The sequence below is a fragment of the Mesorhizobium sp. M0106 genome, from assembly GCF_040322715.1.
In the GTDB taxonomy this organism is placed as follows: domain Bacteria; phylum Pseudomonadota; class Alphaproteobacteria; order Rhizobiales; family Rhizobiaceae; genus Mesorhizobium.
Genome location: NZ_JAMYUA010000003.1, coordinates 127,635 through 152,668, shown reverse-complemented (window position 1 = coordinate 152,668; position 25,034 = coordinate 127,635). Strand labels below are relative to the sequence as shown.

Below are 25,034 nucleotides of genomic sequence, written 5' to 3'. Positions count from 1 at the left end.
CCTCACTTCTTCTCCATCACGCATTGCAGCGGATGCTGATTCTGTCGGGCGAAATCCATGACCTGAGCCACTTTGGTCTCGGCCACCTCGAATGTATAGACCCCGCACTCGCCCACCCCATGATTGTGAACATGAAGCATTATGCGTGTGGCGGCTTCGCGGTCCTTCTGGAAAAAGCGCTCCAGCACGTGGACCACGAATTCCATGGGTGTGTAGTCGTCGTTAAGAATGAGGACCCGATACAGACTGGGCTTCTTGGTCTTGGTTTTTGTGCGCGTGATGACGGCCGTGCCGCGACCGGCCTCATTGCCGTTGCTGCCGTTCTGCATTCGCACCACGTAGCTCGTGGCAGTCAAACCTGTAGTCACGTAGTCCTGCCTCTTTCGAATCCTCATGCATGCTCGACATGTAGGTGTTCGATGGACGATTTTAAGCCCTTCTGTTTAGCTGACAATATGGCTAGGTGGCCAAACTTGACCGATTTTTCAAATCGTGAAGACCGCAGGCCCCCGATTTCGAGCTGGCATGAAAAAACCCGGCCGCGCGTTCGCGACCGGGTCTGTCTTTGCAAGCCCAGGGGCCGGCTCGGAATGTTCGTCGAATTTACTTCGCCTTGGCGACGATCGATTCGAACGGCTTGTAGGCTTCCTTGGCGAGTTCGGCATAGAGATCGCCAAGCTTGGTGGCTTCGGTGACGAAGCTCTCATAGGACTGCTTGGCATAGTCGGACTGGATCTCGATCGCCTTGTCCAGCGACTTGGCGGAAAAGAGCTTCTCGACAGCGGCGCTACCGGCTTCGAAGCTTTTCTTGGTGTAGTCGCCCGCCTCGGCGGCGATAGCCTGCGCACCCTTGGACAGCGAGGCGAAGCTCTTCAATCCGGTGTCCGCAAATTCCTTGCCGTATTTGCTGAAATCTTCATAGGTCTGGGTCATTTCACGCATTCCCTTGAACGGTTGCCTTGGACGATAGACGCGGCTTGTCCGGGCCGCGTTGTGCAATGCATGTAAATATATTGTGCAGTGCACAAAAGTCAAGATTCCCGCGGCAATGCGCATCGTGAGCTGCCGGCAATCGCTAAGATTCGAATAAAGAGAAGCTCAATCCCACAGAAAATGGTGAACGTGGCGGTTACCATAAACGGATTGGTAACGCTGCCCGCGTTAGCGTGGCCGGAGGTGAGGCAGGACCCTTTGCCGCCTCCAAGGCAACGGAAATTCAAAGGAACTATCAGTGCGTAAGGCGTTGTCGGGCTTCGTTTCCAAATCCGCGTCCCCCCTCAAAACGATCATGATCCTCGCTATGGCGATGAGCTTCGTCGTCGCGGACGCGGCCTCATCCATGGCGGCCAAGTCGGCGGCCATCGTCATCGATGCCAAGACCGGCAAGGTGCTTTATTCGTCGGACGCCGATGGCCGGCGCTATCCGGCGTCGCTTACCAAGATGATGACGCTCTATCTGACGTTCGAGGCGTTGGCGAAGGGCAGGATCAGCAAGAATTCCCCGGTCGTGTTCTCGGCCAATGCCGCTGCCGAACCGCCGACGAAGCTCGGCGTCAAGCGGGGCGGCTCGGTCACGGTCGAGACCGCGATCCTGTCGATGGTGACCAAATCGGCAAACGATTCCGCAACAGCGCTTGGCGAGATGCTCGGCGGCAACGAAGCCAATTTCGCCCGCATGATGACCGCCAAGGCGCGGGCGCTGGGCATGAGGGGAACCGTTTTCCGCAACGCCAACGGCTTGCCTGATCCCGGCCAGTTCACGACCGCGCGCGACATGGCGATGCTCGGCATCGCCCTGAGAGAGCATTTCCCGCAATACTACGGCTATTTCTCGCAGCGCTCCTTTCTTTACGGGCGGCAGCGCATCAACGGCCACAATCGTCTGCTCGGACGCATCAAGGGCGTCGACGGCATCAAGACCGGTTACACCCGCGCCTCCGGTTACAATCTGGTCTCCTCGGTCTCGGATGGCGATCGGCGCATCGTAGCGGTGGTCATGGGCGGCAGGTCCGGCGGCAGCCGCGACAGCCAGATGGCCGGGTTGATCAATGCCTACATGCCGCAGGCGTCGTCGCGCGGCGGCGGCGTGCTGATTGCCAAGGCCGGCGGCGGCAATCCGATTTCAGCCTTGGCCAAGGTGCTTCTACCGAAGCATGACGCGCCGACACCGGACAGTAAGCCGGACGACGATGCCGTTGCCTCTCTTGTCGAGGAAAATGCGCCCGTCGTTGAAGAGACCGCTCCGGTCGTTCAGGCCAAGAGGGTCAAGACGACGGCTGTGTCGACGGTGGACGACGTGGCGACAGCCCGGGTCGCCGCAGCCTATGCCGAACCGGCGGCAGAGGTCGATCCGGTTAGCACGGCGTCGGTGCCATCCGGCTGGGCAATACAGGTCGCCTCTTCGCCAAAACAGGCCGAAGCGAAGGCTTTCCTCGACAAGGCGACGAAGCAGGCGCCCTCCGTTCTGACCGATGCCTCCGGTTTCACCGTCGCCTTCGACAAGGACGGTGTCACCTACTACCGCGCCCGGTTCGGTGGTTTCGGTTCGAAGACGGCTGCCTGGAAAGCCTGCAACGCTTTGAAAAAGAAGAAGATCGAGTGCTACGCCGTCCAGCAGTAAGCGGCGCGCGAAACGATATCTTTCCCGAGGTTCTGCGTCGAAGGAGACTAGTTGTGATTGGAGAGCAAGACGTCCTTGGCTTCATTGATCCGCGCCGCCAGGAAAGACGTGCCACCGATATCGGGGTGCAGGCGCTGCATCAGGCGGCGGTGCGCCTTGCGGACATCCGCCGCGGCAGCCCCCGCTTCAAGACCAAGGATCTTGTAGGCCTCCTCCTTAGTCATGGCGCCAGAACCTGGCGCAACACCCAGCCCTTCGCCACCATTCGCATCAGCGTCTTTGCGCCAGATGGGAAATCGGCCGTCAAGATACGTCTCTAGCAATTGGCGGCTCTCCGGATCGCCGGAGAGTTCGCGATAGAGTTGCTGCAATTCGGCAAGCCCCATCGAGCCAAGCATCTTGCCTTCATGGCGCCCGGCCAGCACAAGGCCTTCGAGGCCGCCGGTATCGTGATCGAGTTCCATCTCAAGCGCCGCCGTACGAACTGTCGAACGCTTGCCTGCCGCCAGTTTGGCTGCCGGCCGATTCATGCGCATGGAGCCGTACCAGGCGAGCGCAGCCGACAGGATCAAGCCGCCGATGCCCTCGCGCCCGACCAGCAGCACGGCGACGCCGACCAGCCCGAGCAGCACAGGTCCAAGCGTCCTCATGCCGCCTGCAAGCTTCGCCGGATCGGCGCGCAGGAAGATGGTGAGCATGCCGAGAAACACCAGAAGCAATGCTACGAAAGCGATAATCGCGCCCATCAGTTTCCGCCGCCCCGCATATGCTCGATCATCAGCCGGTCCTCCGGCCTGCCGCGGGCCTCCAGTGCCTTCAGCCCGCCGGTCGCAAACACGGCGACGGACGAAAGCAGGCCGGCCAACGTCGCGGCAGCCCGCCGATCGAACCGGAACCAGGCCCCTTTCGACAGCCGCGCAATTTCCTTGAACGCCTTTTCCGCAGCGGCATCATGGCCCTCCTGAAAGACGAAGACAGGAACGCCGTGCAGACCGAGGCTGCCGGCCTTTTCGGCCAGATCATCTATGTTTTCTTCCATCGCGTCGCCGATATAGACCAGCGCGTTGACCTTGGCCGCCGCCGTCTGTTTCAGCGCATGGGCGAGCACCTTGCCGATTTGGGTATGGCCGCTGCGGCAGTCGATGCGCGTCATCAGCTGTTTCAGAGCTGCGGTATCGGTGACGAATGCGGACGAGCGGCACTCGCCAAGGCCGCGAAAATAGACAAGTTGAACCTTGAGCGCCCCGGCCTTGCCGACGGCGTCGAACATCTCGGCCTGCAGCGCACAGGCGAGATCCCAGGTCGGCTGGCGGCTCATCGTCGCGTCGAGGGACAGGATCAGCCTACCTGAACCGGTAGCGGATGCAGCGAGCGTCCTTGCCTGACGGAGAAACGCGTCGATCTCGCCGGTGCTCGATTGAGACTCGACCGGCGCAGGATTGGCCTTTGCAGACACGGGCTGCTTCTTGTCGCTCATGACATTCAAGATGTGGCGTTGTTCCCCGGCTTGCAAGCCCAGATGAGGCGACCTGGAGGACCTGTGATGATGGCACCTGCGGACGACGCTTCGGCTGGTGGTCCTGGCGTTGCGTTTCTTGGCGTCAGAGCAGGCCGAGATCGGCAAGCTCACGCCTGAGCTTCGGCGGCATCTCGATCAGCCCAGCTTTGCCCTTGCCGAGATCGGCCGGCGCGTCCGCCTGCTTCAGGTAGCGCCACCCCTGGAATGCACGGCGCGGTTGCCAGTCAGTGCGCACGACCTCGGGATCGAGGATCAGATGGCAACGGCCGATGCCCTCGTCATCGGTGAAGGGCCGGATTTCGGTGATCAACTGGCGGCATTGGACATTGCCCTTGATCACCCAGTAGAGCGAGCCGCCGTCGGCAATCTCGGCGCCGCGCGTCGGCACCATGCGGGTGGTGTGGTAGTGCTCGGCCGGTTCGCCGGCGCGGCGGCGCTCGTCGAGACGGAAGGCAATCCACTCTTCCAGATCCTCGACGCTGTCACAGCCGACGCAAAGCTTTATGAGATTGAGAGACATCGTTTAAGGTTTAGTCCAGCACGCGAACGCGTCAACGGCCTGATCGACTTCTCCACAGTGGTGGTCCATGCCGCCAGATTGGCGCTCAGCACTCCACGACATTGACGGCCAATCCGCCAAGGCTGGTTTCCTTGTACTTTTCGTTCATGTCGAGGCCGGTCTGGCGCATCGTCTCGATCGCGGCATCGAGCGGCACGAAATGAACGCCGTCGCCCTTGATGGCCAGCGAAGCGGCGGTCACCGCCTTGACGGCACCAAGCGCGTTGCGCTCGATACACGGCACCTGCACCAGGCCGCCGACCGGATCGCAGGTCATGCCGAGATGATGTTCCAGCGCGATCTCGGCAGCATTCTCGACCTGCTCGGGCGTGCCGCCCATGACGGCGCACAATCCCGCCGCAGCCATTGCCGAAGCCGAACCGACCTCACCCTGGCAGCCGACTTCCGCCCCCGAGATCGAAGCATTGGTTTTGATGATGCCGCCGACGGCCGCCGCCGTCAGCAGGAAATCGCGGATGCTGGGCTGGTCGGCTTCGGGATGGAAATGCAACCAGTAGCGCAACACCGCCGGCAGAGTGCCGGCCGCCCCATTGGTTGGCGCGGTGACGACACGGCCGCCGGCAGCGTTCTCCTCATTGACCGCCATCGCATAGATCGACAGCCAGTCATTGGCGAGCAGCGGGTTGGGCCGGTTCTGCTGCCATTGCTCCTGCAGCTTGTCGTGCAGCATCCGCGCACGGCGGCGCACCTTGAGTCCGCCCGGCATGATGCCGTCTTGCGACAGGCCGCGCTCGATGCAGCCCTTCATGGCGCTCCAGATGCCGTCGAGGCCGGCGTCGAGCTCCCCGCGCGACATCTGCGTCTCCTCGTTGACGCGCTTCATCTCGGCGATGGAAAGCCCGCTTTTCGCTGCCATGGACAGCATTTCGACGGCGTTCTTGAACGGATACGGAACCTTCTTGCCTTCGGTTGTCGCCGAGCCCCTCGCCTTCATCCGCTGCAGTTCTTCCTCGGACACTACGAAGCCGCCGCCGATCGAATAATAGACGCGCCTCAGCAGCAACCGGTCGCCGGCATCATGGGCAGAGAAGGCCATGCCGTTGGCGTGACCCGGCAGCGGCGTCTTGCGATCCAGCACAAGATCCGTTGCCGGGTCGAAACGGTAGGACGGATGGCCGGGCGGCGAAATCCGCTTCTCGGCGGCGATGCGAGCGACGATGCCGTCTGCTAGGTCGGGATCCACCGTCTGCGGCGTCTGGCCGGCGAGGCCGAGCACCACGGCACGATCGGAGCCATGGCCGATGCCGGTATAGGCGAGCGAGCCATGCAGGCTGGCCGCGATCCGGTCGACCTTGGCGCCGGCCGGGCGCGGCCAGTCGTCTCCCGCAATCTCGTCGAGAAACCGCCGCGCGGCCGTCATCGGCCCCATCGTGTGCGAACTCGATGGGCCGATGCCGATCTTGAACAAGTCGAAAACCGAAAGGAACACGTGGGCGTTTTCTCCTGGGACCCTGTTGAGGTCTACATATAGGAATTCCCATGATGTTTTCCGCTGTTTTAAGGACCGCCGCGCTGCGCCTGCCGACCTCGTTTGCTCCGGCAGCGACATTCCAGCTTCGACCATCGAAGCGCCCCCTCCGCCTGTGGTAAAAGCAACGCATGAGCGATTCCTTTCATCTATCGATGGCCGACCTTGCGGCGCTGGGGTTCTTCCTTGCCGCGTGGGTGCTGCATACGCTCGCCGCGGACGGAATGCTGGTCAGCCGCGTGTCGCTGACGAGGGCTATGAACGCGCAGCGCGAGGCCTGGATGCGGACCATGGCCGAACGCGAGATCCGCATCGTCGACACCGCTATCATGAGCGGGCTGCAACAGGGGACCGCCTTCTTTGCCTCCAGTTCGCTGATTGCGATCGGCGGCTGTTTTGCCCTGCTCGGCGCTTCCGATCAGGTTCTGACCGTGCTGAGCGACCTGCCGTTTGGCGCCACGTCCTCACGCGCGGCCTTCCAGACGAAGGTGTTCGGGCTGGTGCTGATCCTGGCCTTTTCCTTCTTCAAGTTCGGCTGGGCTTACCGGCTGTTCAACTATTGCTCGATCCTGATCGGCGCCGTGCCGATTCCACATGGCGAGGCGTCGCGCAATCCGGTCACCGAAACGGCGGTGTGGCGTGCCGCGCGCATGAACATGCTGGCCGGAAAGCATTTCAATTCGGGCCTGCGCGGCGTGTTCTTCTCGATCGGCTATCTCGGTTGGTTCGTCGATCCCACCGTCTTCGTGCTATCGACGCTGCTGCTTCTGGCGGTACTGGTGCGCCGCCAGTTTTTCTCGGCGGCGCGGCAGGCGGTGCTCGGTCAGCCGCCCGGTCCGGGGAAAGGCCGATCGATGCGGCCCGACAGCCAATAGGCGGTGAGCCCTATCCATTCGCGGATCGCAACAGTGGTGACCTCCAGCCAGTCGCCGGGATAAGGCAAGGTGCCGATGCTTTCCTTGCCGGAAGTGCGATAGTCGACCGGCCACGGAACGGTCGAAAAGCCGGCTTTGTCGAACAGCGCCTTGGCGCGTGGCATATGGAAGGCCGAGGTCACCAGCAACCAGGTTTCGCCCGGTTTCGGCGTCACCAGTTCCCTGGTAAAGACAGCGTTCTCGTAGGTGCTGCGGGATTTGTTCTCGAGGATCAGCCGATCGGCCGCCACGCCGAAAGCGGCAAAAAGACGCGGCGCGGTATCTGCATCGCCTTCGCCGCCGCGGAACGTTTCGATGCTGCCACCGGAGATAACGACTTTCGCTGTCGGAAAGCGCCGCGCCAGCACGACCGCCTCGACCATCCGGTCGCCGCTGGAGTTCATTTCATAGCCGCCACGCACCAGATTGACGGCGCCATCCAGACTGCCGCCAAGCACTATGATACCGTCAACCTTTTCCGGCAGCGGCGACCTGGGGAAGCGTTCCTCCAGCCGATTGAGCATCATGGGGCCGAGCGGGCTCCATGTCGAAACCGCCAGAATGAGGAAGGCAAGAGCGCTGCCGGCGGTCGCCAGCCGTCGCCGCCCGAACATCGCCGCGACCAGCCCCGCCAGCAGCAGGAAGATCGCGAGATTCAACGGCTCGACGAAGAACCCGAGAACCTTGGAGACATAGAAGAACATCCCTCACCCCCCTCAGATGAGAAACGATCTTACCACCATTTTTCCGGCTGAAATGTGCCGGCCGCCTTTTCGATGACATGGGCGGTCTGGAACAGCGTTTCCTCGTCGAAGGGCCGGCCGATCAGCTGCAGGCCGAGCGGCAGCCCCTTGGCGTCGAGCCCGGCCGGAACCGCTATGCCGGGCAGGCCGGCCATGTTCACCGTCACCGTAAAAATGTCGTTGAGATACATCTTGACCGGGTCGGCGGCCATGTCCTCGTCGGCGATGCCGAAGGCGGCGGAAGGCGTTGCCGGCGTCAGGATGACGTCGACGCCTGCTGCAAACACATTTTCGAAGTCACGCTTGATCAGGGTTCGAACCTTCTGCGCCTGTAGATAGTAGGCATCGTAGTAGCCGGCGGAAAGCACATAGGTGCCGATCATGATGCGGCGCTTGACCTCCCGCCCGAAGCCGGCGGCGCGGGTCTTTTCATACATATCGACAATGTCCTTGCCGGGCACGCGCAAGCCATAGCGGACGCCGTCGTAACGGGCGAGGTTGGACGAGGCTTCGGCCGGCGCCACGATGTAATAGGCCGGCAGCGCGTATTTGGTATGCGGCAGCGAGATATCGACGATCTCGGCACCAGCATCCCGCAGCCAGGCAATGCCTTTCTGCCACAGCGCCTCAATCTCCGCGGGCATGTCGTCGACACGATATTCCTTGGGAATGCCGACCTTCATGCCCCTGATCGTGCGGGCCATCGCCGCCTCGTAGTCCGGCACCGGCAGGTCGACGGACGTCGTGTCCTTCGGGTCGACCGAAGCCATCGACTTCAACAGGATCGCGGCATCGCGCACGTCGCGCGCGATCGGCCCGGCCTGGTCGAGCGACGAGGCGAAGGCTACGATCCCCCAGCGCGAGCAGCGGCCATAGGTCGGCTTGATGCCGACTGTGCCAGTGAAGGCGGCGGGCTGGCGGATCGAGCCGCCGGTATCGGTGGCGGTGGCGCCGGCGCACAGGAAGGCCGAGACCGCTGATGCGGAGCCACCGGACGAACCGCCCGGCACCAGTTGGGCATTGTCCAACGCGCGCGCGGTCCTGGTGCCGCCCGCCGAAACGAAGCCGCCCTCGCCCTGATGTGTCATCGGCATCACCACCGTGTCGAGGCGCGAACGCCGCCACGGGTTGATGACCGGCCCGTAATACGAGGTCTCGTTGGACGAGCCCATGGCGAACTCGTCCATGTTGAGCTTGCCGAGCATGACGGCACCATCCGCCCACAGATTGGCGGTGACCGTCGATTCGTAGCGCGGCTTGAAGCCGTCCAGCACATGGCTGCAGGCCTGGGTGTGGACGCCTTCGGTGCCGAACAAATCCTTGATGCCGAGCGGGATACCCTCGAGCGACCCGCCCTCGCCCTTGGCCAGTTTCGCGTCGGAGGCCTTGGCCATGTCGCGCGCCTTGTCGTCGGTGACCACCACGTAGGCATTGAGCGCCGGATTGGCTCGCTCGACCGCCGATAGATAAGCCTCGGTGATTTCGGTGGCGGTGATCTCCCTGGAGCGCAATTTGGCGCGGGCCTGCGAAATCGTCAGCTGGGTAAGGTCGCTCATCAGGCAAGGCTCTTTTCGTAAAACACCGACCACTCGGAATCGGGATAGTCCAGTACCGGGCCGCAACGCGAAAAACCGGCGCGTTCGTAGACGGTCCAGGCGGCGGGATGACGGTCGCCCGTCTCCAGCACCAGACGCTTAAGCCCTTCTTGGCGCGCCAGCGCCTCGATACGCTCGACAATCTTCGCGCCGATCTTGTGGCCGCGATGCGAAGGTCGCGTATACATGCGCTTGACCTCGCCGACGACAGCATCGTGGCGCTTCAGTGCGCCGCAACCGATGGCAAGGCCGTTGTCGCGGGCGATGAAGACGGTCGTGTCGCGGTCCGCCATCTGCTCGACCGTCAAATGGTAGCAATGCTCCGGCGGCGTCAGCTCCAGCAATGTGGCGTTGAGCTCCTCGACCAGCCCACGCACATCGTCCTGCAGCGGCGTCTCAGCCGCGATGTCGATTGCCATCGGCCTGCTACTCCACGACCTTCGGCACAAGGAAGAAATTCTCTTCGGTCGCCGGCGCGTTGGCGACGATGTCGGCTGCCTTGCCGCCGTCGGTGACGACGTCCTGGCGCTTTTTCATTGCCATCGGCGTGACCGACGTCATCGGCTCGACGCCGGAAACATCGACCTCGTTCAACTGCTCGACAAAGCCCAAAATGGCGTTCAATTCGCCGGTCATGCGCTCTGCATCCTCCTCGCTCACCGCAATACGGGCAAGATGCGCGACGCGCTTCACGGTTTTTATATCAACGGACATGTTTGTGCCTCGGGGAAAACCAGCGCTATAGCGGCGCGGCGCGTGCCGCGCAACATGCATCGTGCCTTCAACTGCCCTATGGCATCGCCACGCCGTCGCAGAGGAAATAACTGCCGCCGTTGCCGCTCTGCTCGCCTTCGTCGGCGGCAGGCCGAACCGATACCAGGTCGATCTGCTTCGGGCTCATCTGTGTCAGTGAGAGAACATCGGGAAAGACGTAGCCCGGCTCCTGGCATATAGCGGTCACCGCCCAGCTTGGTGAGCGTGTCGCTTTGGTGATCTGCAGGAATTCACAATTATATTCGATGCTTTCCAGGCCATTTGCCGACAGCACGATATTGCCGCCCTCGATCACCGTCTGCAGCGTATCCTTTTTGGCCTGCGCGCAGAGGTCCTCCGATTGCAGATAGACGCCCTCGATGAAATTTTCCGCGCCCAGCGTCGGCGACGCGGCAACCAGCATGGAAATGCAAAGAGAATTTCTCAAGCGCATCGTATCGTTCCGGACCGGCTTTCTTTACAGCGTAATCGTCTCGCCGATCTTCGGCAACGCAACTTTCACACCCGATCCATCCAGCCCGGCCACGAATTTGTCGGCGGTCTGATCGATCATCGGAAATGTGCCGAAGTGAGCGGGAACGACCGTCTCGAACTTGAAGAAACGCTGGCAGGCAAGGGCTGCTACCGCGCCACCCATGGTGAAGCGGTCGCCGATCGGCACGATGCCGATCTTCGGTTCGTGCAACTCGTTGATCAGCGCCATGTCGGAAAAAATGTCGGTGTCGCCCATATGATAAAGCGTCTTGTCCTCGGGAAAGTGCAGGACGAGCCCACCCGGATTGCCGAGATAGGTATTCTGGCCACCCTCGCCCGGAAAGGACGATGAATGCAGAGCCTGAACGAAGGTGGTGGTGAAGCCGCCGCAATCGACGGTGCCGCCGATATTGCCGGGATTGATCTGCTTGTCACCGACGCCCTTGCCGACCAGGTACATGCAAATCTCGAAATTGGCGACCAGCATCGCGCCGCTCTTCTTGAGCACTTCGATGGCGCCGCTGATGTGGTCGCTGTGGCCATGGGTGAGCAACACGTGCGTGATCCCTTCGGCCGGCCCTTCCCAGCCGCCCGTCCATGATGGATTGCCGACCAGATAGGGGTCGATGAGGATTTTCGCGCCTTCGATTTCAATTCGGAATGCCGAATGTCCGTACCAGGTCAGTTTCATCAATGCTTTCCTCGATTTTTGCTTCGGTAGAGGATAGAACGCCGACGGCGAAATTAAAGTGCCACGCACGCTTTGCGCGTATAGGACGTGCGGCGTCGCGGTCAAAGGAAAAGCCGTTGGGCATCATCACCATCGAGGAGTTGCCGGCCCGGCTCGGCGGCGGCAAGACCCTGGCCGGTCTCGACCTCGGCGACAAGACAATCGGCATGGCGGTTTCCGACCGCGGCTTGTCGTTCGCCCACCCGCGCCCTGTCATCATGCGCAGGAAATTCTCGCTCGATGCCGCAGTGCTGCTCGCTCTGCTACAGAAGGAAAATGCCGGCGCCGTGGTGATCGGCCTCCCCATCAACATGGACGGCTCCGAAGGCCCGCGCGCCCAAAAATCCCGCGCTTTCGTGCGCAACATGGCTGGATTGACCGATCTGCCCTTCCTCTTTTGGGACGAACGGCTGTCGACGGTGGCGGCCGAGCGGACGCTGATCGAGATGGATTTTTCCCGCAAGAAACGCGCCGGCAAGATCGATTCTGCGGCGGCCGCTTTTATCCTCCAAGGTGTTCTCGACCGGCTTCAGGCGCTCGGCGTCGATGCCTGGTCGAAATAGCGGTTGCGCATCGCCGTGATCCAGCCACCAATCGCCTTGCGGCGGCGAAATGCCCAGAACGCCACCAGCAGCAGCCCATCGAACACGCAAGCTTTCGCCACCATGCCCGGAATAAGCGCCGGATCAACGCCGAGCATCTGTCCATAGAGCTGGAAGACGAGATCGTGTAATTGGCGGCTCAGGATGACATAGCCGAAATTGATGTCGTTGAGCGACAGAAAGAACCAGCCCCAAAACAAGAGGAGCGGAGCCGCCCACAGCGCGAACAAGGTGCGCATCAGCGGTCATCCCTCGAATCCAGCCGGCCGGAAATGCGGGCAAGCGAGGAATTATGCGCCGCTGCCTTGGCCATGACATGCGCGGCCGCTCGGATTTCGCCGGTCCCTGGAACTGCCGCGGCAACGGTCGACCGCCGCTCCGCGAGCATCGCGACATAGGACGCCAGAAGTGCCGCCAATTGCACCGCGACAATCATGAACAGCCCATTGATGCCTTGCGCGGCGCCGCCGATGACGATCAGCGACAGCACGCCCAAGGCGGAAATGAAGGCGATTCGCATGACGCTGTCGGCGGGATCCGGGTTGGTCGTGTCGCTGGTCAGTGCTTCAACAAAGGCCCAGCAGAACAGCACCGCGACGACAAGCAGTGCCACGGCGAGCGGCGCCACGACGACGGCGTTTTCGAGATCGGCAAATCGAGTGTTCTGGACGGGAACGCCCAGTACGCTAAGGGCCGTCGCCACGCCTCGATTCCCGTCGATGCAAATGAACGCCAGCAGGGCGAAAACGGCCGCCCAATGCAATGCCAGAAAAGAGCTCAGAATATGCCGCATGACGCTCCTGCTTCGCAGGGCAAAGCCGCTCAAGCTGAACAATCCTTGCCTTAACCATAACACTGGGCTTTGCCACCGGCCGCCGCAATGGAAACCATTCGTTAAGGTTAACGGCCATCCACAGGGTCGCGAGAGCGGCAGCGAATTGGGCGACGGCCCTTAGTTGATCGGCGGGTAGAGCGTATCGATGATCATGCGCGCATCATGGCGGGAATCGATCATGCCATAGGTATTGCGCCACTGGCCGGCGAGGCGCGTTTCGACGAAGGCGTCGGCGATCCGCCCTGCCCCCAGCCTGCGAAGCTCTGCTGCCGCCGCCGACAATGCCAATTGCTCGGTCAAGAGCCGCGCCGAGCCCTCGTCGGTTGCAGCGACCTGCATTGCCGCCTTGAGCACGCCGACGGTGCCGCGTCCGCCGGCGCCGAGATCGCGGTCGATGCCGGCCAGCACGTCATCGAACAGGCCGGGTGCACGCCCCAGCACACGTAGCACGTCGAGCGCCATGACGTTGCCGGATCCCTCCCAGATCGCGTTGACCGGAGCTTCGCGATAGTAGCGGGCGAGCGGCCCCTCCTCGACATAGCCATTGCCGCCGAGGCACTCCATCGCTTCATAGAGCAGCGGCGGCGCAATCTTGCAGACCCAGTATTTGACGACCGGCGTCATGGCGCGGGCGAAGGCCGCCTCGCCGCGGTCGCCGGCCGCCTCGTCGAAGGAGCGCGCCAGCCGGAACGACAGCGCGGTAGCGGCGGCAACGTCGAGCGCCATATCGGCCAGCACACGCTGCATCAGCGGCTGCTCGATCAGATTGGTTCCAAACACCTTGCGGTGGCGCGTGTGGTGGACGGCCTCGGCCAGTCCGGCCCGCATGATCGCCGATGAGGCGACGGCACAGTCGAGCCGCGTCAGGGTCACCATGTCCATGATCGTCTTCACGCCCGCGCCGGGCTCGCCGACCATCTCGCCGATGGTATTGACGAATTCCACCTCCGACGAGGCATTGGATCGGTTGCCGAGCTTGTCCTTCAGCCGTTGAAAACGGAAGCCGTTGCCGGATCCGTCGCCGAGCAGGCGGGGAACGAGAAAGCACGACAGTCCCTCCGGCACCTGTCCGAGCACCAGGAAGGCATCCGACATCGGCGCCGACATGAACCATTTGTGGCCGGTCAGGCGATAAAACCCGCTGCCCGCGCGCTCGGCCCTGGTGACGTTGGCACGGACATCAGTGCCGCCTTGCTTCTCGGTCATGCCCATGCCGAGCGTCAGCCCGGCTTTTTCGACCGGAGGCTTTTGGCTTTGATCGTATTTGCGCGTCGTCACCCGAGGCGCCCATTCGCGAAACAGCTTCGGGCTGGCCATCAGCGCTGCCAGCGAAGCGCTGGTCATGGTGATCGGGCAGAGATGCCCGGTCTCGAGCTCAGCCGTGAGGTAAAAGCGTGCAGCGCGCACCTGGTGGCGGCGGCCGATCTCGGCGTCGCCATTCTCCCAGACCGACGAATGCAGCCCGTTGGCAACAGAGCGGCGCATCAGCGCGTGATAGGCGGGATGGAACTCGACCTGGTCGATGCGCCGGCCCTGGCGGTCATGGGTCCTGAGCTTCGGCATCTCGACATTGGCAAGACGGGCCAGTTCCTGCGCCTCATGGGTCAGAACGAAACGGCCAAGCCCGTCGAGGTCCTTGCGCACCGGATCGGAAAAGCGCTCGGCAAGCTGGATCAGCAACGGATCGCCCCGCCAGGCGTTACCGCCGGCCAGCGGCGGCGGCTGGTTGGTCACGTCGTCAGTCACGCTTCGTCCTTATCACCTGAAGGCTGCGAATCCAAAGCCAAGGCGGTTTATAGCCTATGGCCAGCGGCGCGCGACGAAAATACCGGGGAGAACCAATCCAATCCCAAGCCGGTGCTTGCAGCCGCGGAGCCTCCCCCCTATAGCAGCGACTTGAGATGACCGACGCATCGTCCCTGCCGCTTTATCCCCACCGCCATCTTCTGGGCATCCGCGATCTTTCCCCTGCCGACATCGAGCTTCTGCTCGACCGGGCGGACAGGGCCGTTGCCATCTCGCGGCAGTCGGACAAGAAGACATCCACGCTGCGCGGCCGCACCCAGATCAATCTCTTCTACGAAGCCTCGACCCGTACGCAATCGTCATTCGAGCTGGCCGGCAAACGGCTCGGCGCCGACGTCATGAACATGTCCGTAGCGAGTTCGTCGGTGAAAAAGGGCGAGACGCTGATCGATACGGCGATGACGCTGAATGCCATGCGTCCCGACATATTGATCATCCGCCATCAATCGGCCGGCGCGGCAGCACTTCTTGCCCAAAAAGTCGGCTGTTCGGTGGTCAATGCCGGCGACGGCGCCCATGAGCACCCTACCCAGGCGCTGCTCGACGCACTAACCATCCGCCGCGTCAAGGGTCCGTTGTCGAAGCTGATCGTGGCGATCTGCGGGGACATCCTGCATTCGCGCGTGGCCCGCTCCAACATCATCCTGCTCAACGCGCTTGGTGCCCAGGTCAGGGTCGTCGCCCCTTCGACGCTTTTGCCCGCCGGCATCGAGAAGATGGGCGTCATCGTCACCCGTTCCATGGCCGAGGGTCTGAAGGACGCCGACGTGGTGATGATGCTGCGCCTGCAGCGCGAACGCATGGAAGGCGCTTTCGTACCGTCGGTGCGCGAATATTTCCGCTATTTCGGCCTCGACGCGGAGAAGCTGAAGGCGGCCAAGGACGGTGCGCTGGTCATGCATCCCGGCCCGATGAACCGCGGCGTCGAGATCGCCTCCGAGATCGCCGACGGCCCGCAAAGCGTTATCCAGGAACAGGTTGAGATGGGCGTCGCCGTGCGCATGGCGGTTATGGAAGCGCTGCTCGACCCCCGTCGAAATCACGAGGGCCGCGCCTGATGAGCATAACGGTCTTCCGCCGGGCCCACATCGTCGACCCGTCGCGCGGCGTCGATGAGGTCGGCACCGTCATCGTCGAAGGCCGCAAAATCGTTGCCGCCGGCAAGGCGGCCTTGAACCAGGGCGCGCCCGACGGCGCCACCATCATCGACTGCGCCGGCAAGACTATCATCCCCGGATTGATCGACGCGCGCGTCTTCATCGGCGAACCCGGCGGCGAACACCGGGAGACCATTGCTTCGGCGAGCATCGCTGCGGCGGCCGGCGGCGTCACCTCAATCGTCATGATGCCCGATACCGACCCGGTGATCGACAATGTCGCACTGGTCGAGTTCGTGCTGCGCACCGCCAAGGACACCGCAATCGTCAACATCTTGCCGGCAGCAGCGATCACCAAGGGGCTGGAAGGCCGCGAGATGACCGAATTCGGCCTGCTGCGCGAGGCCGGCGCGGTCGCCTTCACCGATGGCCGGCATTCTATTGCCAGCGCGCTGGTGATGCGCCGCGCGCTGACCTATGCGCGCGATTTCGGTGGCGTCATCGCGCATGAAACCCAAGACGCCGACCTCGCTTCGGCCGGCGTGATGAACGAAGGCCTTTACGCAAGCTGGCTTGGCCTTGCCGGCATTCCGCGCGAAGCCGAATCGATCCCCCTGGAGCGCGATCTCGCGCTGGCTCGGCTGACCGGCGGCGCCTATCACGCTGCCAAGATTTCGACGGCTATGGCGGCAAACGCGGTAGCGCGCGCAAAAGCCGATGGCGCCAACGTCACCTCAGGCGTGTCGATCCACAATCTGTCGCTCAACGAGAATGATGTCGGCGAGTACCGCACCTTCTTCCGGCTGACGCCGCCGCTGCGCGCGGAGGAAGACCGGCTGGCGATGATCGAAGCGATCAAGGACGGCACCATCGATCTCATCGTCTCCTCGCACGACCCGCAGGACGTCGACACCAAGCGCCTTCCCTTTGCCGATGCCGCGGCCGGCGCCATCGGCCTGGAAACGCTGCTAGGCGCAGCGCTGCGGCTCTATCACAATGGCGACGTGACGCTGCTCCGCCTGGTCGAGACACTGTCGACCGCGCCGGCAAGATTGTTCGGCCTGCCCGGCGGCACGCTGAAACCGGGGGCATTGGCCGACCTTTCGCTCGTCGATCTGGACGAGCCATGGGTCGTCAGCGAGAGCGGCATCCGCTCACGCTCGAAAAACACCTGTTTCGAAGGCGCGCGACTGCAAGGCAAGGTCTTGCAAACAATGGTGGCGGGCCGCACAGTGTTTTCGGCCTAGGACGAAAACAGGCGTCACGGCTTAAAATCCGCTCAGCCAAGGAAAGTTCGGGGGAACAATGGCTTACAGTCCCGTCTTGGCATTGGTGTTCGGCTATCTTCTCGGCTCGATCCCGTTTGGCCTGCTGATCACCCGTGCCGCCGGCCTCGGCGACGTGCGCAACATCGGCTCCGGCAACATCGGCGCCACCAATGTGCTGCGCACCGGCAACAAGAGCTTGGCCGCGGCCACGCTTCTGCTCGACGCCCTTAAAGGCACCGCGGCGGTGCTGATCGCAGGCCGCTTTGCGCCCGAGCTCGGACTTTGGGCCGGCTTCGGCGCGTTTTTAGGTCATCTCTTTCCGGTCTGGCTCGGCTTCAAGGGGGGCAAGGGTGTCGCCACTTACCTTGGCGTGCTGATCGGCCTTGCCTGGCAGGCGGCGCTGATCTTCGCCGTCGTCTGGCTGGCGGTGGCTTTCCTGTTCCGCTACTCCTCGCTCGCCGCGCTGACGGCAGCAGTCGTGGTGCCCATGGCACTGTATTTCCTGAGCACGCCGCAGATTGCCGGGCTTTTCGCGGCGATGAGCCTAATCGTCATTGTAAAGCACCGCGGCAACATTGCGCGGCTGCTTGCCGGCACCGAGGGTAAGATCGGGGCCAAGGAGTGAGCGAGCCCGACGCTGGGCCGCGCCTCAGCGACCGACAACGGCTGAGCTGGCTTCGTCTGATCCGCACGCCGAATGTCGGCCCGGCTTCCTTTCGCGACCTGATCAACCGGTTCGGTTCGGCCGAAGCAGCGCTATCGATGCTGCCCGAGCTGATGATTTCGGGTGGCGCCAAAAAAATCGTCCGCATCCCGTCCGTTGCCGAGACCGAGGCGGAGTTGGAGACCGCCCGGCGGGCTGGCGCCCGCTTCGTCGGCATCGGCGAAGCGGATTATCCGCCGCTGATGAAAAGCATGGATCATCCGCCGCCGCTGCTCGCGGTCAGGGGCAATAGCGCGGTGTTCCGCTTGCCAGCGGTCGCCATCGTCGGCGCTCGCAACGCATCGCTGGCCGGCATCAAGATGGCGCGGATGCTGGCGGCGGATCTCGGCCGCGACGGCTATGGCATCGTCTCCGGCCTGGCGCGCGGCATCGATACGGCCGCGCACCAGGGCAGCCTTGCGACTGGCACAATCGGCGTGCTCGCCGGCGGCCTCGATTTGCCCTATCCGCCCGAAAATGCCGGCCTGTGCGACGAGATTGCCGAGCGCGGCGGCGCCATCATCTCCGAAATGCCGTTTGGCTGGCAGCCGCGCGCGCAGGATTTCCCGCGCCGCAACCGGCTTGTCGCGGGTGCTGCATTAGGGCTGGTGGTGGTCGAGGCCGCACAGCGCTCCGGCTCACTGATCAGCGCCCGGCTTGCCGGCGAGATGGGCCGGCTGGTCTTTGCCGTTCCCGGTTCGCCGCTCGATCCGCGCGCTGCCGGCGCCAATGGCCTGCTCAAGGACGGCGCAACCCTTGTCACCGAGGCCGCCGATATCACCAGTGCGATCGCCCCGCTGGTCGGCGCCTGGGCCCCAAGGACATCGCCGCTTGAGGAGCCGCCCGACTTTTCGGCAACGCCGCCGCCGCGCGAGGACGACCGCGACCGCGTCGCCGAGGCGCTCGGCCCGACGCCAGTGGCGGTAGACGAGATCATCCGCCACACCGGCCTGCATCCCGCTCAAGTGTTCATGGTGCTGCTGGAGCTCGACCTCGCCGGACGTCTCGAACGCCATCCCGGCGGCAACGTCTCACTGATCTGACCGAGAGCTTGCGCATGTCACGGCAAGCAATCCCGACGTGATCCCGATGGCCGATCCGAGCAACAAACCAAAGCAGACGCTGTTCACTCGTACGACGGCCCTCGTCTGGTCAGCGCTGAGCGTCATGCTGGCGCTGCAATGGTCCGCCGATCTCGGCATGCTGGGTTTTCCTGATGGCTACATAACGCCCTTCGCAAGAGCGACCAGCACGCTTCTGGGCATTCTGACCGCAGCCTGCATGGCCCAGGGTCTCTACTTTTTCCTGGCCGGCGTGTTCGGCAGAAAGGTAAGCGCCGTCGGTCTTTGCCTGCAAATCCTTGCCGCAGCAGTTCTCACCGTGGTGCCAGTGCTTACCGTGAAGGATTGTCCGCATTCACAGCTGTGCAGCAGAGCCTACGAGGCACTCACCGGCACAATGATGGACGATGGGGCGGGCGGCTAAAGCCACTGCATGCGTTCGGCACGAGGTTGTCACCCATGTCTTAGGTACAATCTGTTACCTATGTCTCCGGGTTGGACAATCTTGATTTTGGTGAGCGCGATGGGATTCGAACCCATGACCTACTGATTAAAAGTCAGTTGCTCTACCGGCTGAGCTACGCGCTCCCGCGGGCTCAGAAAGGCCGCCCTCGAAATTGCGCGGAACATAGGGAGAGTGCCTCTGCCGGTCAACCGGAAAAAGACGGCTCGCAAACCGGACTGTCCTGCAGTGTCATCATGCCTTGCGGAGCGCTTCGGCGTCGACGGAACGGCCTCCCTCTCGCGCAAGGCCGAAGCTCGCGCTTTGCGGGACAAGCGCAAGCAGCGAATCGAGAGAACCTTTGCAGATCAGCAACTTGGGATTTTTGGCGGAACAATTTGCGCAGCCTGTCCGTTTTTCCGCGACAAGGGACACGCGTTTCAAGGAGAAGATCATGAATAGGATCATGTCGGGCCTGCTGGCGACCACCCTTTCGATCTCATTCGCTGCCGCGGAGATCGTGCCAGTCAACGCTCAGCCCAGCTATGCGCCCCCTGCCCAGGGGCTCACCTCGAATGTCCAGACCGTCCAGTACGAGCCGTGGCGGAGGCACCGGAATTTCAATCGCGATTTCTCGCGTCGCGATTTCCGTCGCAATTTTTCGCGTGACGACGGCATGTACTGGCGTGGCCATCGCGGCTATCGCGAATATCGTCGCGGCTATCGCCGTCACGGCGATTTCTGGTTCCCGCTGGCTGCGTTTGCTACTGGAGCGCTGATTACCGGCGCGATCGTCAACCAGAATCGTGTCTATCGTGGCGATGCCCACGTGCAGTGGTGCTATGACCGTTATCGGAGCTATCGCGCTTCTGACAACACTTACCAGCCCAACTACGGTCCGCGCCGGCAGTGCCGGTCGCCTTACTGAGTCCCAGATTAGAGGCTGCAAGCCCGCGCCCGAAACGGCGCGGGTTTTTCATTAGTGCGAATCCGGTGGCATCCCTGCCTGCGTACTTAGCGTCCTGCGCACAGCGTGGCGCCAACCGGCCAGCTTGGCCGCACGTGTCGAAGCATCCATGTCCGGCTTGAACCGGCGCTCGAGCGCCCAACTCCTAGCGAATTCCCGCGCCTTCGGCCAGACACCGGCCTTCGAGCCGGCCAGCCATGCCGCACCAAGCGCGGTCGTCTCGAGAATTGTCGGCCGGTCTACCGGCGCATCGAGAATGTCGGCCAGCCGCTGCATGGTCCAGTCCGACGCCACCATGCCGCCATCGACCCTGAGCACGGTCTTGGCCGAGGCGGCCTTCCAGTCCTTGCGCATGGCGTCAAGCAGGTCGCGTGTTTGGAACGCAACGGATTCCAGTGCCGCGCGGGCAAATTCCGCCGGCCCCGAATTGCGGGTCAGCCCGAATATGGCGCCGCGCGCTTCGGCATCCCAATGGGGCGCGCCGAGCCCGACGAAAGCAGGCACCAGATAGACGTTCTGCGTCGGATCGGCTTCCGCTGCCAATTTGCCGCTATGCTCGGCCTTGCCGATTACCTTGATGCCGTCGCGCAGCCATTGCACGGCGGCGCCCGCGATAAAGATCGAGCCTTCCAGAGCGTAGGTGGTCTTGCCGTTCAGCCTGTAGGCGATGGTGGTCAAAAGCCGGTTCTTCGAACGAACCAGATCGCTGCCGGTGTTGAGCAGCGCGAAGCAACCGGTGCCGTAGGTAGATTTCATCATGCCTGGCTCGAAACAGGCTTGGCCGATCGCCGCCGCATGCTGGTCGCCGGCCACACCGAGGATTCTGATCTCTGCACCAAACAGGCTTTTGTCGGTGATTCCAAAATCATCGGCACAATCTTTCACCTGCGGCAGCATTCTTGCAGGTATGCCGAAAATGGCCAGCAGCTCGTCGTCCCAAGCGTTTTGTTCGATGTTGTAGACCAGTGTGCGCGAGGCATTGGTGGCGTCAGTCGCGTGGACCTTGCCGCCAGTCAGGCGCCAAATCAGGAAACTGTCGATGGTGCCAGCCAGCAGTTCGCCCCTCTCGGCGCGTTTTCTGGCGCCCTTCACCTTGTCCAGCATCCAGGCGATCTTGGTGCCGGAGAAATAGGGATCGAGCAGCAGGCCGGTCTTTTTCGTGAATTTCTTCTCCAGCCCCAGCTTCTTCAGTTTCTGGCATAGCGGCGCGGTGCGGCGGTCCTGCCAGACAATCGCGTTGTGGATCGGCTTGCCGGTCTCCTTGTCCCAGATGACGAGGGTTTCGCGCTGGTTGGTGATGCCGATCGCGGCGACATCCGCCGCATTGCGGCCGGCTGTCTTCAGCGCAGCCTCTACCGTTTCCACGACACTCGACCAGATCTCCTCGGGATCGTGCTCGACCCAGCCGGAGGCCGGATAATATTGGGTGAATTCCTTTTGCCCGCTGCCGACGACCATCATCTTGTCGTCGAACAGGATCGCCCGGCTCGATGTCGTCCCTTGGTCGATTGCAAGGATATATCCGGTCATTCTCTCTCCCGTCGAAGCGAATTCAAGGTGCTGCGATGTCTCGACGCCAGATGGCGCGGAGCCGTTCACGCAAACAGGGGAGACGGCAACATGCCGCCTCCCCTGAGCATGGCGATGCGGGCGCGGACGCCCGCATCAAACGGTCCTATTGCTGCCAGCTCTTCACCAGCTCGTCGTAGTTGATGGTGACCGGCTTTTCCTTCTCGTTCTCGATCTTGAGCTGAGGAGCGAGATTGCCCTTCTTGACCGCGTCCGCATTCCAGTAGGCGAGGTCATGCTCTTCGGCCATCTTCGGGCCAATATCGCCCTGGACGCCCGACTTCTCGATGCGGCTCATCACCTTTTCCTGCTCGCCGCAGAGCGAGTCCATCGCTTCCTGCGCGCTCTTGGCACCCGACGAAGCATCGCCGATCGCCTGCCACCAGAGCTGTGCCAGCTTCGGATAGTCCGGCACGTTGGTGCCGGTCGGCGACCACTGGACGCGCGCCGGCGAGCGGTAGAACTCGATCAAGCCGCCGAGCTTTGGCGCACGTTCGGTGAAGCTCTTGTCGTGGATCGTGCTCTCGCGGATGAAGGTCAGGCCGACATGGCTCTTCTTCACGTCGACCGTCTTCGAGGTGACGAACTGCGCGTAGAGCCAGGCGGCTTTGGCGCGGTCGGTCGGCGTCGACTTCATCAGCGTCCAGGAACCGACGTCCTGATAGCCAAGCTTCATGCCGTCCTTCCAGTAGACGCCATGCGGCGACGGCGCCATGCGCCACTTCGGCGTGCCGTCGTCGTTCAGCACCGCCTTGGCGCTGGCGTCGACCATGCTGGCGGTGAAGGCGGTGTACCAGAAGATCTGCTGGGCAACCGCGCCCTGCGCCGGAACTGGCCCCGATTCGGAGAAGGTCATGCCTTGGGCTTCCGCCGGTGCATAGGCCTTCAGCCAATCGAGGTACTTCTGGATGGCATAGACAGAAGCCGGACCATTGGTGTCGCCGCCGCGCGCCGTGCAGGAACCGACCGGACGCGAATTCTCGTCGACCTTGATGCCCCATTCGTCGACGGGCAGACCGTTCGGAATGCCCTTGTCGCCATTGCCGGCCATCGACAGCCAGGCGTCGGTGAACCGCCAGCCGAGCGACGGGTCCTTCTTGCCATAATCCATATGGCCGTAGACCTTCTTGCCATCGATCTCACGCCCGGTGAAGAACTCGGCGATGTCCTCATAGGCCGACCAGTTCACCGGCACGCCGAGGTCGTAGCCGTATTTGGCCTTGAAGTCCGCCTTGTTCTTCTCGTCGTTGAACCAGTCGTAACGGAACCAGTAGAGGTTCGCGAACTGCTGGTCGGGAAGCTGGTAGAGCTTCTTGTCGGGCGCGGTGGTGAACGAAGTGCCGATGAAATCCTTCAGGTCGAGATTCGGGTTGGTGACATCCTTGCCGTCGCCTGCCATCCAGTCGGTCAGGTTGCGCACCTGCTGGTAGCGCCAGTGCGTGCCGATCAGATCGGAATCGTTGACCCAGCCGTCATAGAGGTTCTGGCCGGTCTGCATCTGGGTCTGGATCTTCTCGACGACGTCGCCTTCCTGGATGACGTCATGCGTAACCTTGATGCCGGTGATGGCCGTAAAGGCCGGCGCCAGCACCTGCGATTCATACTGATGCGTGGCGATGGTTTCGGAAACCACCTTGATATCCATGCCGGCGAAAGGTTTCGCGGCATCGATGAACCATTGCATCTCGGCTTCCTGGTCGGCGCGCGAAAGCGTCGAAAGGGGCCCGATTTCCTTATCGAGGAAGGCCTTGGCCTCGTCCATTCCGGCATAGGCATTGCTTGCCCCGAGCAACAGGACAAGCGCAGTTGTTGATGTCAAGAATTGCCGTCGCATGTATTTCCTCCACTGTTAAAGTTCAAAGTGCGATCTGGATCGGCGGCCGGCACGCCGCCGTTCCAACAGTTTCCCCCTCTATACGTAGCGGAACACGCCGACGGCGTAGACCACGGAGAGAGCGAGAGCCCACCACAGATTGGGTCCGACTAGACCCAGCCAAGCGAGATGGATAAAGGCGCTGCCAAGCAGCGACAGGAACAGGCGGTCGCCACGCGTCGTTTCGAACCGCAGCACGCCGACGCGCGGATTGCCGCCCGGCGAGACGTATTCCCACACCGCCATGCCGCAAAGCAGCAGAAAGATGGTTCCAAAGAAGGCCGCGGTCGGCCACGTCCAAGCCATCCACGAAAAATCGAGGTTGGACGAGAGGTTAAATCCCCACAGGCGGATATTAGCCGGATCGCTGAAGCCTACCGTTATTGCCACGAAATCGATTTGAAGTGCCACCCAGGCCACGACGACTATGGCGAGAAGCAGCACGGCCCACCACCATGGGCTTCTGTCGACCTGCTCCATCATACCCTCCCCAGGGCAAAGCCCTTGGCGATGTAGTTGCGCACAAACCAGATGACGAGCGCGCCAGGAATCAGCGTCAGCACGCCGGCTGCGGCGAGCAGCCCCCAATCCATGCCGGCGGCCGAAACGGTGCGGGTCATGGTCGCGGCGATCGGCTTGGCATCGGTTGTCGTCAGCGTACGGGCGATCAAGAGCTCCACCCACGAGAACATGAAGCAGAAGAAGCACGCCACGCCGATGCCGCTCGCAATCAGCGGCATGAAGATCTTGATGAAGAAGCGCGGGAACGAATAGCCGTCGATATAGGCGGTCTCGTCGATCTCCTTGGGTACGCCCGACATGAAGCCTTCGAGGATCCACACCGCCAGCGGCACGTTGAACAGGCAATGCGCCAGAGCCACGGCGATGTGGGTGTCGATAAGGCCGAAGGCCGAATAAAGCTGGAAGAATGGCAGCGCGAACACCGCCGGCGGCGCCATGCGGTTGGTCAGCAGCCAGAAGAACAGATGCTTGTCGCCGAGGAAGCGATAGCGCGAAAAGGCATAGGCAGCAGGCAGTGCCGCAGCCACCGAAATCACCATGTTCATAACCACATAGGTGATCGAGTTGATGTAGCCCGAATACCAGGACGCGTCGGTGAAGATGGTGCGGTAATTCGCCAATGTCGGTGCGTGCGGGTAGAGCGTCAGCGACGAGACGATCTCGCCATTGGTCTTGAAGCTCATATTGATGAGCCAGTAGATCGGCAAAAGCAGAACGATGATGTAGAGCGTCGGCACGATCCACCACCAACGCGACTCCTCGCCGCGACGGCGCATCAGCCGTGCGATCTCGTCCTGCCGTAGCGTGCTGGCGAGCCCTTCCGAAGCTGTCGTCTCGCTCACCCTATCGGCTCTCTCTTCGGTGCGGCTCAT

The 25,034-nt window shown here is 62.4% G+C and carries 28 protein-coding genes and 1 tRNA gene; 9 read left to right on the top strand and 20 right to left on the bottom strand.

Annotated features, from left to right (window positions below; genetic code table 11):
- Positions 1-2 precede the first annotated feature (2 nt).
- Entirely contained in the window at positions 3-329 is a 327-nt protein-coding gene (clpS, locus tag NKJ55_RS04265; RefSeq protein WP_023674921.1) for an ATP-dependent Clp protease adapter ClpS, read from the bottom strand.
- A gap of 274 nt (positions 330-603) precedes the next feature.
- Positions 604-933 carry a phasin family protein gene (locus NKJ55_RS04260; RefSeq protein ID WP_352448807.1) on the bottom strand — a complete coding sequence of 110 codons (330 nt, stop codon included), beginning with the start codon at positions 931-933 and terminating at the stop codon, positions 604-606.
- 298 nt (positions 934-1,231) lie between these two features.
- Here NKJ55_RS04260 and NKJ55_RS04255 point away from each other — a divergent pair, with 298 nt between their 5' ends.
- Entirely contained in the window at positions 1,232-2,620 is a 1,389-nt protein-coding gene (locus tag NKJ55_RS04255) for an SPOR domain-containing protein (RefSeq protein ID WP_352448806.1), read from the top strand.
- A gap of 47 nt (positions 2,621-2,667) precedes the next feature.
- Here NKJ55_RS04255 and NKJ55_RS04250 read toward each other — a convergent pair whose 3' ends face one another.
- From NKJ55_RS04250 to NKJ55_RS04235, 4 genes are all read right to left on the bottom strand, one after another.
- Entirely contained in the window at positions 2,668-3,366 is a 699-nt protein-coding gene (locus tag NKJ55_RS04250; RefSeq protein ID WP_352448805.1) for a DnaJ domain-containing protein, read from the bottom strand.
- On the bottom strand, positions 3,366-4,097 hold the full coding sequence (locus NKJ55_RS04245; RefSeq protein ID WP_352448804.1) for a vWA domain-containing protein: 732 nt from the start codon (positions 4,095-4,097) through the stop codon (positions 3,366-3,368). The genes NKJ55_RS04250 and NKJ55_RS04245 overlap by 1 nt, the downstream gene beginning before the upstream one ends.
- Positions 4,098-4,221: 124 nt before the next feature.
- Positions 4,222-4,659, bottom strand: a complete 438-nt coding sequence (locus NKJ55_RS04240) for a DUF1489 family protein (RefSeq protein ID WP_352448803.1) — start codon at positions 4,657-4,659, stop codon at positions 4,222-4,224.
- Between the two features lie 85 nt (positions 4,660-4,744).
- Complete coding sequence (locus tag NKJ55_RS04235) at positions 4,745-6,148, bottom strand: L-serine ammonia-lyase (protein WP_352448802.1); 1,404 nt, start codon at positions 6,146-6,148, stop codon at positions 4,745-4,747.
- A 170-nt stretch (positions 6,149-6,318) separates the two neighbouring features.
- On the opposite strand from NKJ55_RS04235, the gene NKJ55_RS04230 reads away from it, so the two are divergent.
- Complete coding sequence (locus NKJ55_RS04230; RefSeq protein WP_352448801.1) at positions 6,319-7,062, top strand: DUF599 domain-containing protein; 744 nt, start codon at positions 6,319-6,321, stop codon at positions 7,060-7,062.
- Here NKJ55_RS04230 and NKJ55_RS04225 read toward each other — a convergent pair.
- The 6 genes from NKJ55_RS04225 to NKJ55_RS04200 all read right to left on the bottom strand — a co-directional run bounded on the left by NKJ55_RS04225 (position 7,011) and on the right by NKJ55_RS04200 (position 11,378).
- Positions 7,011-7,805 (bottom strand): YdcF family protein, encoded by a 795-nt coding sequence (locus NKJ55_RS04225; protein ID WP_352448800.1) that lies wholly within the window; start codon positions 7,803-7,805, stop codon positions 7,011-7,013. The genes NKJ55_RS04230 and NKJ55_RS04225 overlap by 52 nt on opposite strands.
- Before the next feature lie 29 nt (positions 7,806-7,834).
- Entirely contained in the window at positions 7,835-9,400 is a 1,566-nt protein-coding gene (locus tag NKJ55_RS04220) for an amidase family protein (protein ID WP_352448799.1), read from the bottom strand.
- Entirely contained in the window at positions 9,400-9,858 is a 459-nt protein-coding gene (locus tag NKJ55_RS04215; protein ID WP_352448798.1) for a GNAT family N-acetyltransferase, read from the bottom strand. The genes NKJ55_RS04220 and NKJ55_RS04215 overlap by 1 nt, the downstream gene beginning before the upstream one ends.
- Before the next feature lie 7 nt (positions 9,859-9,865).
- The gene (gatC, locus tag NKJ55_RS04210; protein WP_023674910.1) at positions 9,866-10,153 is read right to left on the bottom strand and encodes an Asp-tRNA(Asn)/Glu-tRNA(Gln) amidotransferase subunit GatC; all 288 of its coding nucleotides are present in this window, start codon (positions 10,151-10,153) and stop codon (positions 9,866-9,868) included.
- 76 nt (positions 10,154-10,229) lie between these two features.
- Entirely contained in the window at positions 10,230-10,646 is a 417-nt protein-coding gene (locus tag NKJ55_RS04205; RefSeq protein WP_352448797.1) for a hypothetical protein, read from the bottom strand.
- A gap of 24 nt (positions 10,647-10,670) precedes the next feature.
- Positions 10,671-11,378 (bottom strand): metal-dependent hydrolase, encoded by a 708-nt coding sequence (locus NKJ55_RS04200; RefSeq protein WP_352448796.1) that lies wholly within the window; start codon positions 11,376-11,378, stop codon positions 10,671-10,673.
- 116 nt (positions 11,379-11,494) lie between these two features.
- Here NKJ55_RS04200 and ruvX point away from each other — a divergent pair, with 116 nt between their 5' ends.
- Positions 11,495-11,980 (top strand): Holliday junction resolvase RuvX, encoded by a 486-nt coding sequence (gene ruvX, locus NKJ55_RS04195; RefSeq protein ID WP_352448795.1) that lies wholly within the window; start codon positions 11,495-11,497, stop codon positions 11,978-11,980.
- Here the strand turns inward: ruvX and NKJ55_RS04190 are convergent.
- The 3 genes from NKJ55_RS04190 to NKJ55_RS04180 form a co-directional block, all read right to left on the bottom strand.
- A complete protein-coding gene (locus tag NKJ55_RS04190; protein WP_352448794.1) occupies positions 11,947-12,258 on the bottom strand; it encodes a DUF6105 family protein in 312 nt (103 codons plus the stop codon). The genes ruvX and NKJ55_RS04190 overlap by 34 nt on opposite strands.
- Positions 12,258-12,812, bottom strand: coding sequence for a hypothetical protein (locus NKJ55_RS04185; protein ID WP_352448793.1), 555 nt, complete (start codon positions 12,810-12,812; stop codon positions 12,258-12,260). Before NKJ55_RS04185 ends, NKJ55_RS04190 begins: the two co-directional genes overlap by 1 nt.
- Positions 12,813-12,971: 159 nt before the next feature.
- Positions 12,972-14,600 carry a DNA alkylation response protein gene (locus tag NKJ55_RS04180; protein WP_352448792.1) on the bottom strand — a complete coding sequence of 543 codons (1,629 nt, stop codon included), beginning with the start codon at positions 14,598-14,600 and terminating at the stop codon, positions 12,972-12,974.
- 155 nt (positions 14,601-14,755) lie between these two features.
- Here NKJ55_RS04180 and NKJ55_RS04175 point away from each other — a divergent pair, with 155 nt between their 5' ends.
- The 5 genes from NKJ55_RS04175 to NKJ55_RS04155 are packed head-to-tail and all read left to right on the top strand — an operon-like array spanning position 14,756 to position 19,213.
- Positions 14,756-15,718, top strand: a complete 963-nt coding sequence (locus NKJ55_RS04175) for an aspartate carbamoyltransferase catalytic subunit (RefSeq protein WP_352448791.1) — start codon at positions 14,756-14,758, stop codon at positions 15,716-15,718.
- Positions 15,718-17,004 carry a dihydroorotase gene (locus tag NKJ55_RS04170; protein ID WP_352448790.1) on the top strand — a complete coding sequence of 429 codons (1,287 nt, stop codon included), beginning with the start codon at positions 15,718-15,720 and terminating at the stop codon, positions 17,002-17,004. The genes NKJ55_RS04175 and NKJ55_RS04170 overlap by 1 nt, the downstream gene beginning before the upstream one ends.
- Positions 17,005-17,062: 58 nt before the next feature.
- Entirely contained in the window at positions 17,063-17,650 is a 588-nt protein-coding gene (plsY, locus tag NKJ55_RS04165) for a glycerol-3-phosphate 1-O-acyltransferase PlsY (protein WP_352448789.1), read from the top strand.
- Positions 17,647-18,771 carry a DNA-processing protein DprA gene (gene dprA, locus NKJ55_RS04160; RefSeq protein ID WP_352448788.1) on the top strand — a complete coding sequence of 375 codons (1,125 nt, stop codon included), beginning with the start codon at positions 17,647-17,649 and terminating at the stop codon, positions 18,769-18,771. Before plsY ends, dprA begins: the two co-directional genes overlap by 4 nt.
- A gap of 46 nt (positions 18,772-18,817) precedes the next feature.
- The gene (locus NKJ55_RS04155; protein ID WP_352448787.1) at positions 18,818-19,213 is read left to right on the top strand and encodes a hypothetical protein; all 396 of its coding nucleotides are present in this window, start codon (positions 18,818-18,820) and stop codon (positions 19,211-19,213) included.
- Between the two features lie 88 nt (positions 19,214-19,301).
- On the opposite strand, the gene NKJ55_RS04150 is transcribed toward NKJ55_RS04155, so the two are convergent.
- Positions 19,302-19,377: transfer RNA gene (locus NKJ55_RS04150), tRNA-Lys, on the bottom strand.
- Between the two features lie 308 nt (positions 19,378-19,685).
- On the opposite strand from NKJ55_RS04150, the gene NKJ55_RS04145 reads away from it, so the two are divergent.
- Positions 19,686-20,159, top strand: a complete 474-nt coding sequence (locus NKJ55_RS04145) for a BA14K family protein (RefSeq protein ID WP_023674898.1) — start codon at positions 19,686-19,688, stop codon at positions 20,157-20,159.
- Positions 20,160-20,210: 51 nt separating this feature from the next.
- Here NKJ55_RS04145 and glpK read toward each other — a convergent pair whose 3' ends face one another.
- The 4 genes from glpK to NKJ55_RS04125 form a co-directional block, all read right to left on the bottom strand.
- Entirely contained in the window at positions 20,211-21,728 is a 1,518-nt protein-coding gene (glpK, locus tag NKJ55_RS04140) for a glycerol kinase GlpK (protein WP_352448786.1), read from the bottom strand.
- Between the two features lie 145 nt (positions 21,729-21,873).
- Positions 21,874-23,601: an ABC transporter substrate-binding protein gene (locus NKJ55_RS04135; RefSeq protein ID WP_352448785.1), complete on the bottom strand. Its 1,728-nt coding sequence runs from the start codon at positions 23,599-23,601 to the stop codon at positions 21,874-21,876.
- A 78-nt stretch (positions 23,602-23,679) separates the two neighbouring features.
- A complete protein-coding gene (locus NKJ55_RS04130) occupies positions 23,680-23,946 on the bottom strand; it encodes a DUF2160 domain-containing protein (RefSeq protein ID WP_031193610.1) in 267 nt (88 codons plus the stop codon).
- A 173-nt stretch (positions 23,947-24,119) separates the two neighbouring features.
- Positions 24,120-25,034, bottom strand: a complete 915-nt coding sequence (locus NKJ55_RS04125; protein WP_352448784.1) for a carbohydrate ABC transporter permease — start codon at positions 25,032-25,034, stop codon at positions 24,120-24,122.

What these genes read in the sequence shown, in the direction of transcription:
- clpS (WP_023674921.1), bottom strand. Translation starts at nt 329, where the DNA reads ATGCAGAACGGCAGCAACGGCAATGAGGCCGGTCGCGGCACGGCCGTC.
- NKJ55_RS04260 (WP_352448807.1), bottom strand. Translation starts at nt 933, where the DNA reads ATGACCCAGACCTATGAAGATTTCAGCAAATACGGCAAGGAATTTGCG.
- NKJ55_RS04250 (WP_352448805.1), bottom strand. Translation starts at nt 3,366, where the DNA reads ATGGGCGCGATTATCGCTTTCGTAGCATTGCTTCTGGTGTTTCTCGGC.
- NKJ55_RS04245 (WP_352448804.1), bottom strand. Translation starts at nt 4,097, where the DNA reads ATGAGCGACAAGAAGCAGCCCGTGTCTGCAAAGGCCAATCCTGCGCCG.
- NKJ55_RS04240 (WP_352448803.1), bottom strand. Translation starts at nt 4,659, where the DNA reads ATGTCTCTCAATCTCATAAAGCTTTGCGTCGGCTGTGACAGCGTCGAG.
- NKJ55_RS04230 (WP_352448801.1), top strand. Translation starts at nt 6,319, where the DNA reads ATGAGCGATTCCTTTCATCTATCGATGGCCGACCTTGCGGCGCTGGGG.
- NKJ55_RS04225 (WP_352448800.1), bottom strand. Translation starts at nt 7,805, where the DNA reads ATGTTCTTCTATGTCTCCAAGGTTCTCGGGTTCTTCGTCGAGCCGTTG.
- NKJ55_RS04220 (WP_352448799.1), bottom strand. Translation starts at nt 9,400, where the DNA reads ATGAGCGACCTTACCCAGCTGACGATTTCGCAGGCCCGCGCCAAATTG.
- NKJ55_RS04215 (WP_352448798.1), bottom strand. Translation starts at nt 9,858, where the DNA reads ATGGCAATCGACATCGCGGCTGAGACGCCGCTGCAGGACGATGTGCGT.
- gatC (WP_023674910.1), bottom strand. Translation starts at nt 10,153, where the DNA reads ATGTCCGTTGATATAAAAACCGTGAAGCGCGTCGCGCATCTTGCCCGT.
- NKJ55_RS04205 (WP_352448797.1), bottom strand. Translation starts at nt 10,646, where the DNA reads ATGCGCTTGAGAAATTCTCTTTGCATTTCCATGCTGGTTGCCGCGTCG.
- NKJ55_RS04200 (WP_352448796.1), bottom strand. Translation starts at nt 11,378, where the DNA reads ATGAAACTGACCTGGTACGGACATTCGGCATTCCGAATTGAAATCGAA.
- NKJ55_RS04190 (WP_352448794.1), bottom strand. Translation starts at nt 12,258, where the DNA reads ATGCGCACCTTGTTCGCGCTGTGGGCGGCTCCGCTCCTCTTGTTTTGG.
- NKJ55_RS04185 (WP_352448793.1), bottom strand. Translation starts at nt 12,812, where the DNA reads ATGCGGCATATTCTGAGCTCTTTTCTGGCATTGCATTGGGCGGCCGTT.
- NKJ55_RS04175 (WP_352448791.1), top strand. Translation starts at nt 14,756, where the DNA reads ATGACCGACGCATCGTCCCTGCCGCTTTATCCCCACCGCCATCTTCTG.
- NKJ55_RS04170 (WP_352448790.1), top strand. Translation starts at nt 15,718, where the DNA reads ATGAGCATAACGGTCTTCCGCCGGGCCCACATCGTCGACCCGTCGCGC.
- plsY (WP_352448789.1), top strand. Translation starts at nt 17,063, where the DNA reads ATGGCTTACAGTCCCGTCTTGGCATTGGTGTTCGGCTATCTTCTCGGC.
- NKJ55_RS04155 (WP_352448787.1), top strand. Translation starts at nt 18,818, where the DNA reads ATGGCCGATCCGAGCAACAAACCAAAGCAGACGCTGTTCACTCGTACG.
- NKJ55_RS04145 (WP_023674898.1), top strand. Translation starts at nt 19,686, where the DNA reads ATGAATAGGATCATGTCGGGCCTGCTGGCGACCACCCTTTCGATCTCA.
- glpK (WP_352448786.1), bottom strand. Translation starts at nt 21,728, where the DNA reads ATGACCGGATATATCCTTGCAATCGACCAAGGGACGACATCGAGCCGG.
- NKJ55_RS04135 (WP_352448785.1), bottom strand. Translation starts at nt 23,601, where the DNA reads ATGCGACGGCAATTCTTGACATCAACAACTGCGCTTGTCCTGTTGCTC.
- NKJ55_RS04130 (WP_031193610.1), bottom strand. Translation starts at nt 23,946, where the DNA reads ATGGCTTGGACGTGGCCGACCGCGGCCTTCTTTGGAACCATCTTTCTG.
- NKJ55_RS04125 (WP_352448784.1), bottom strand. Translation starts at nt 25,034, where the DNA reads ATGAGCCGCACCGAAGAGAGAGCCGATAGGGTGAGCGAGACGACAGCT.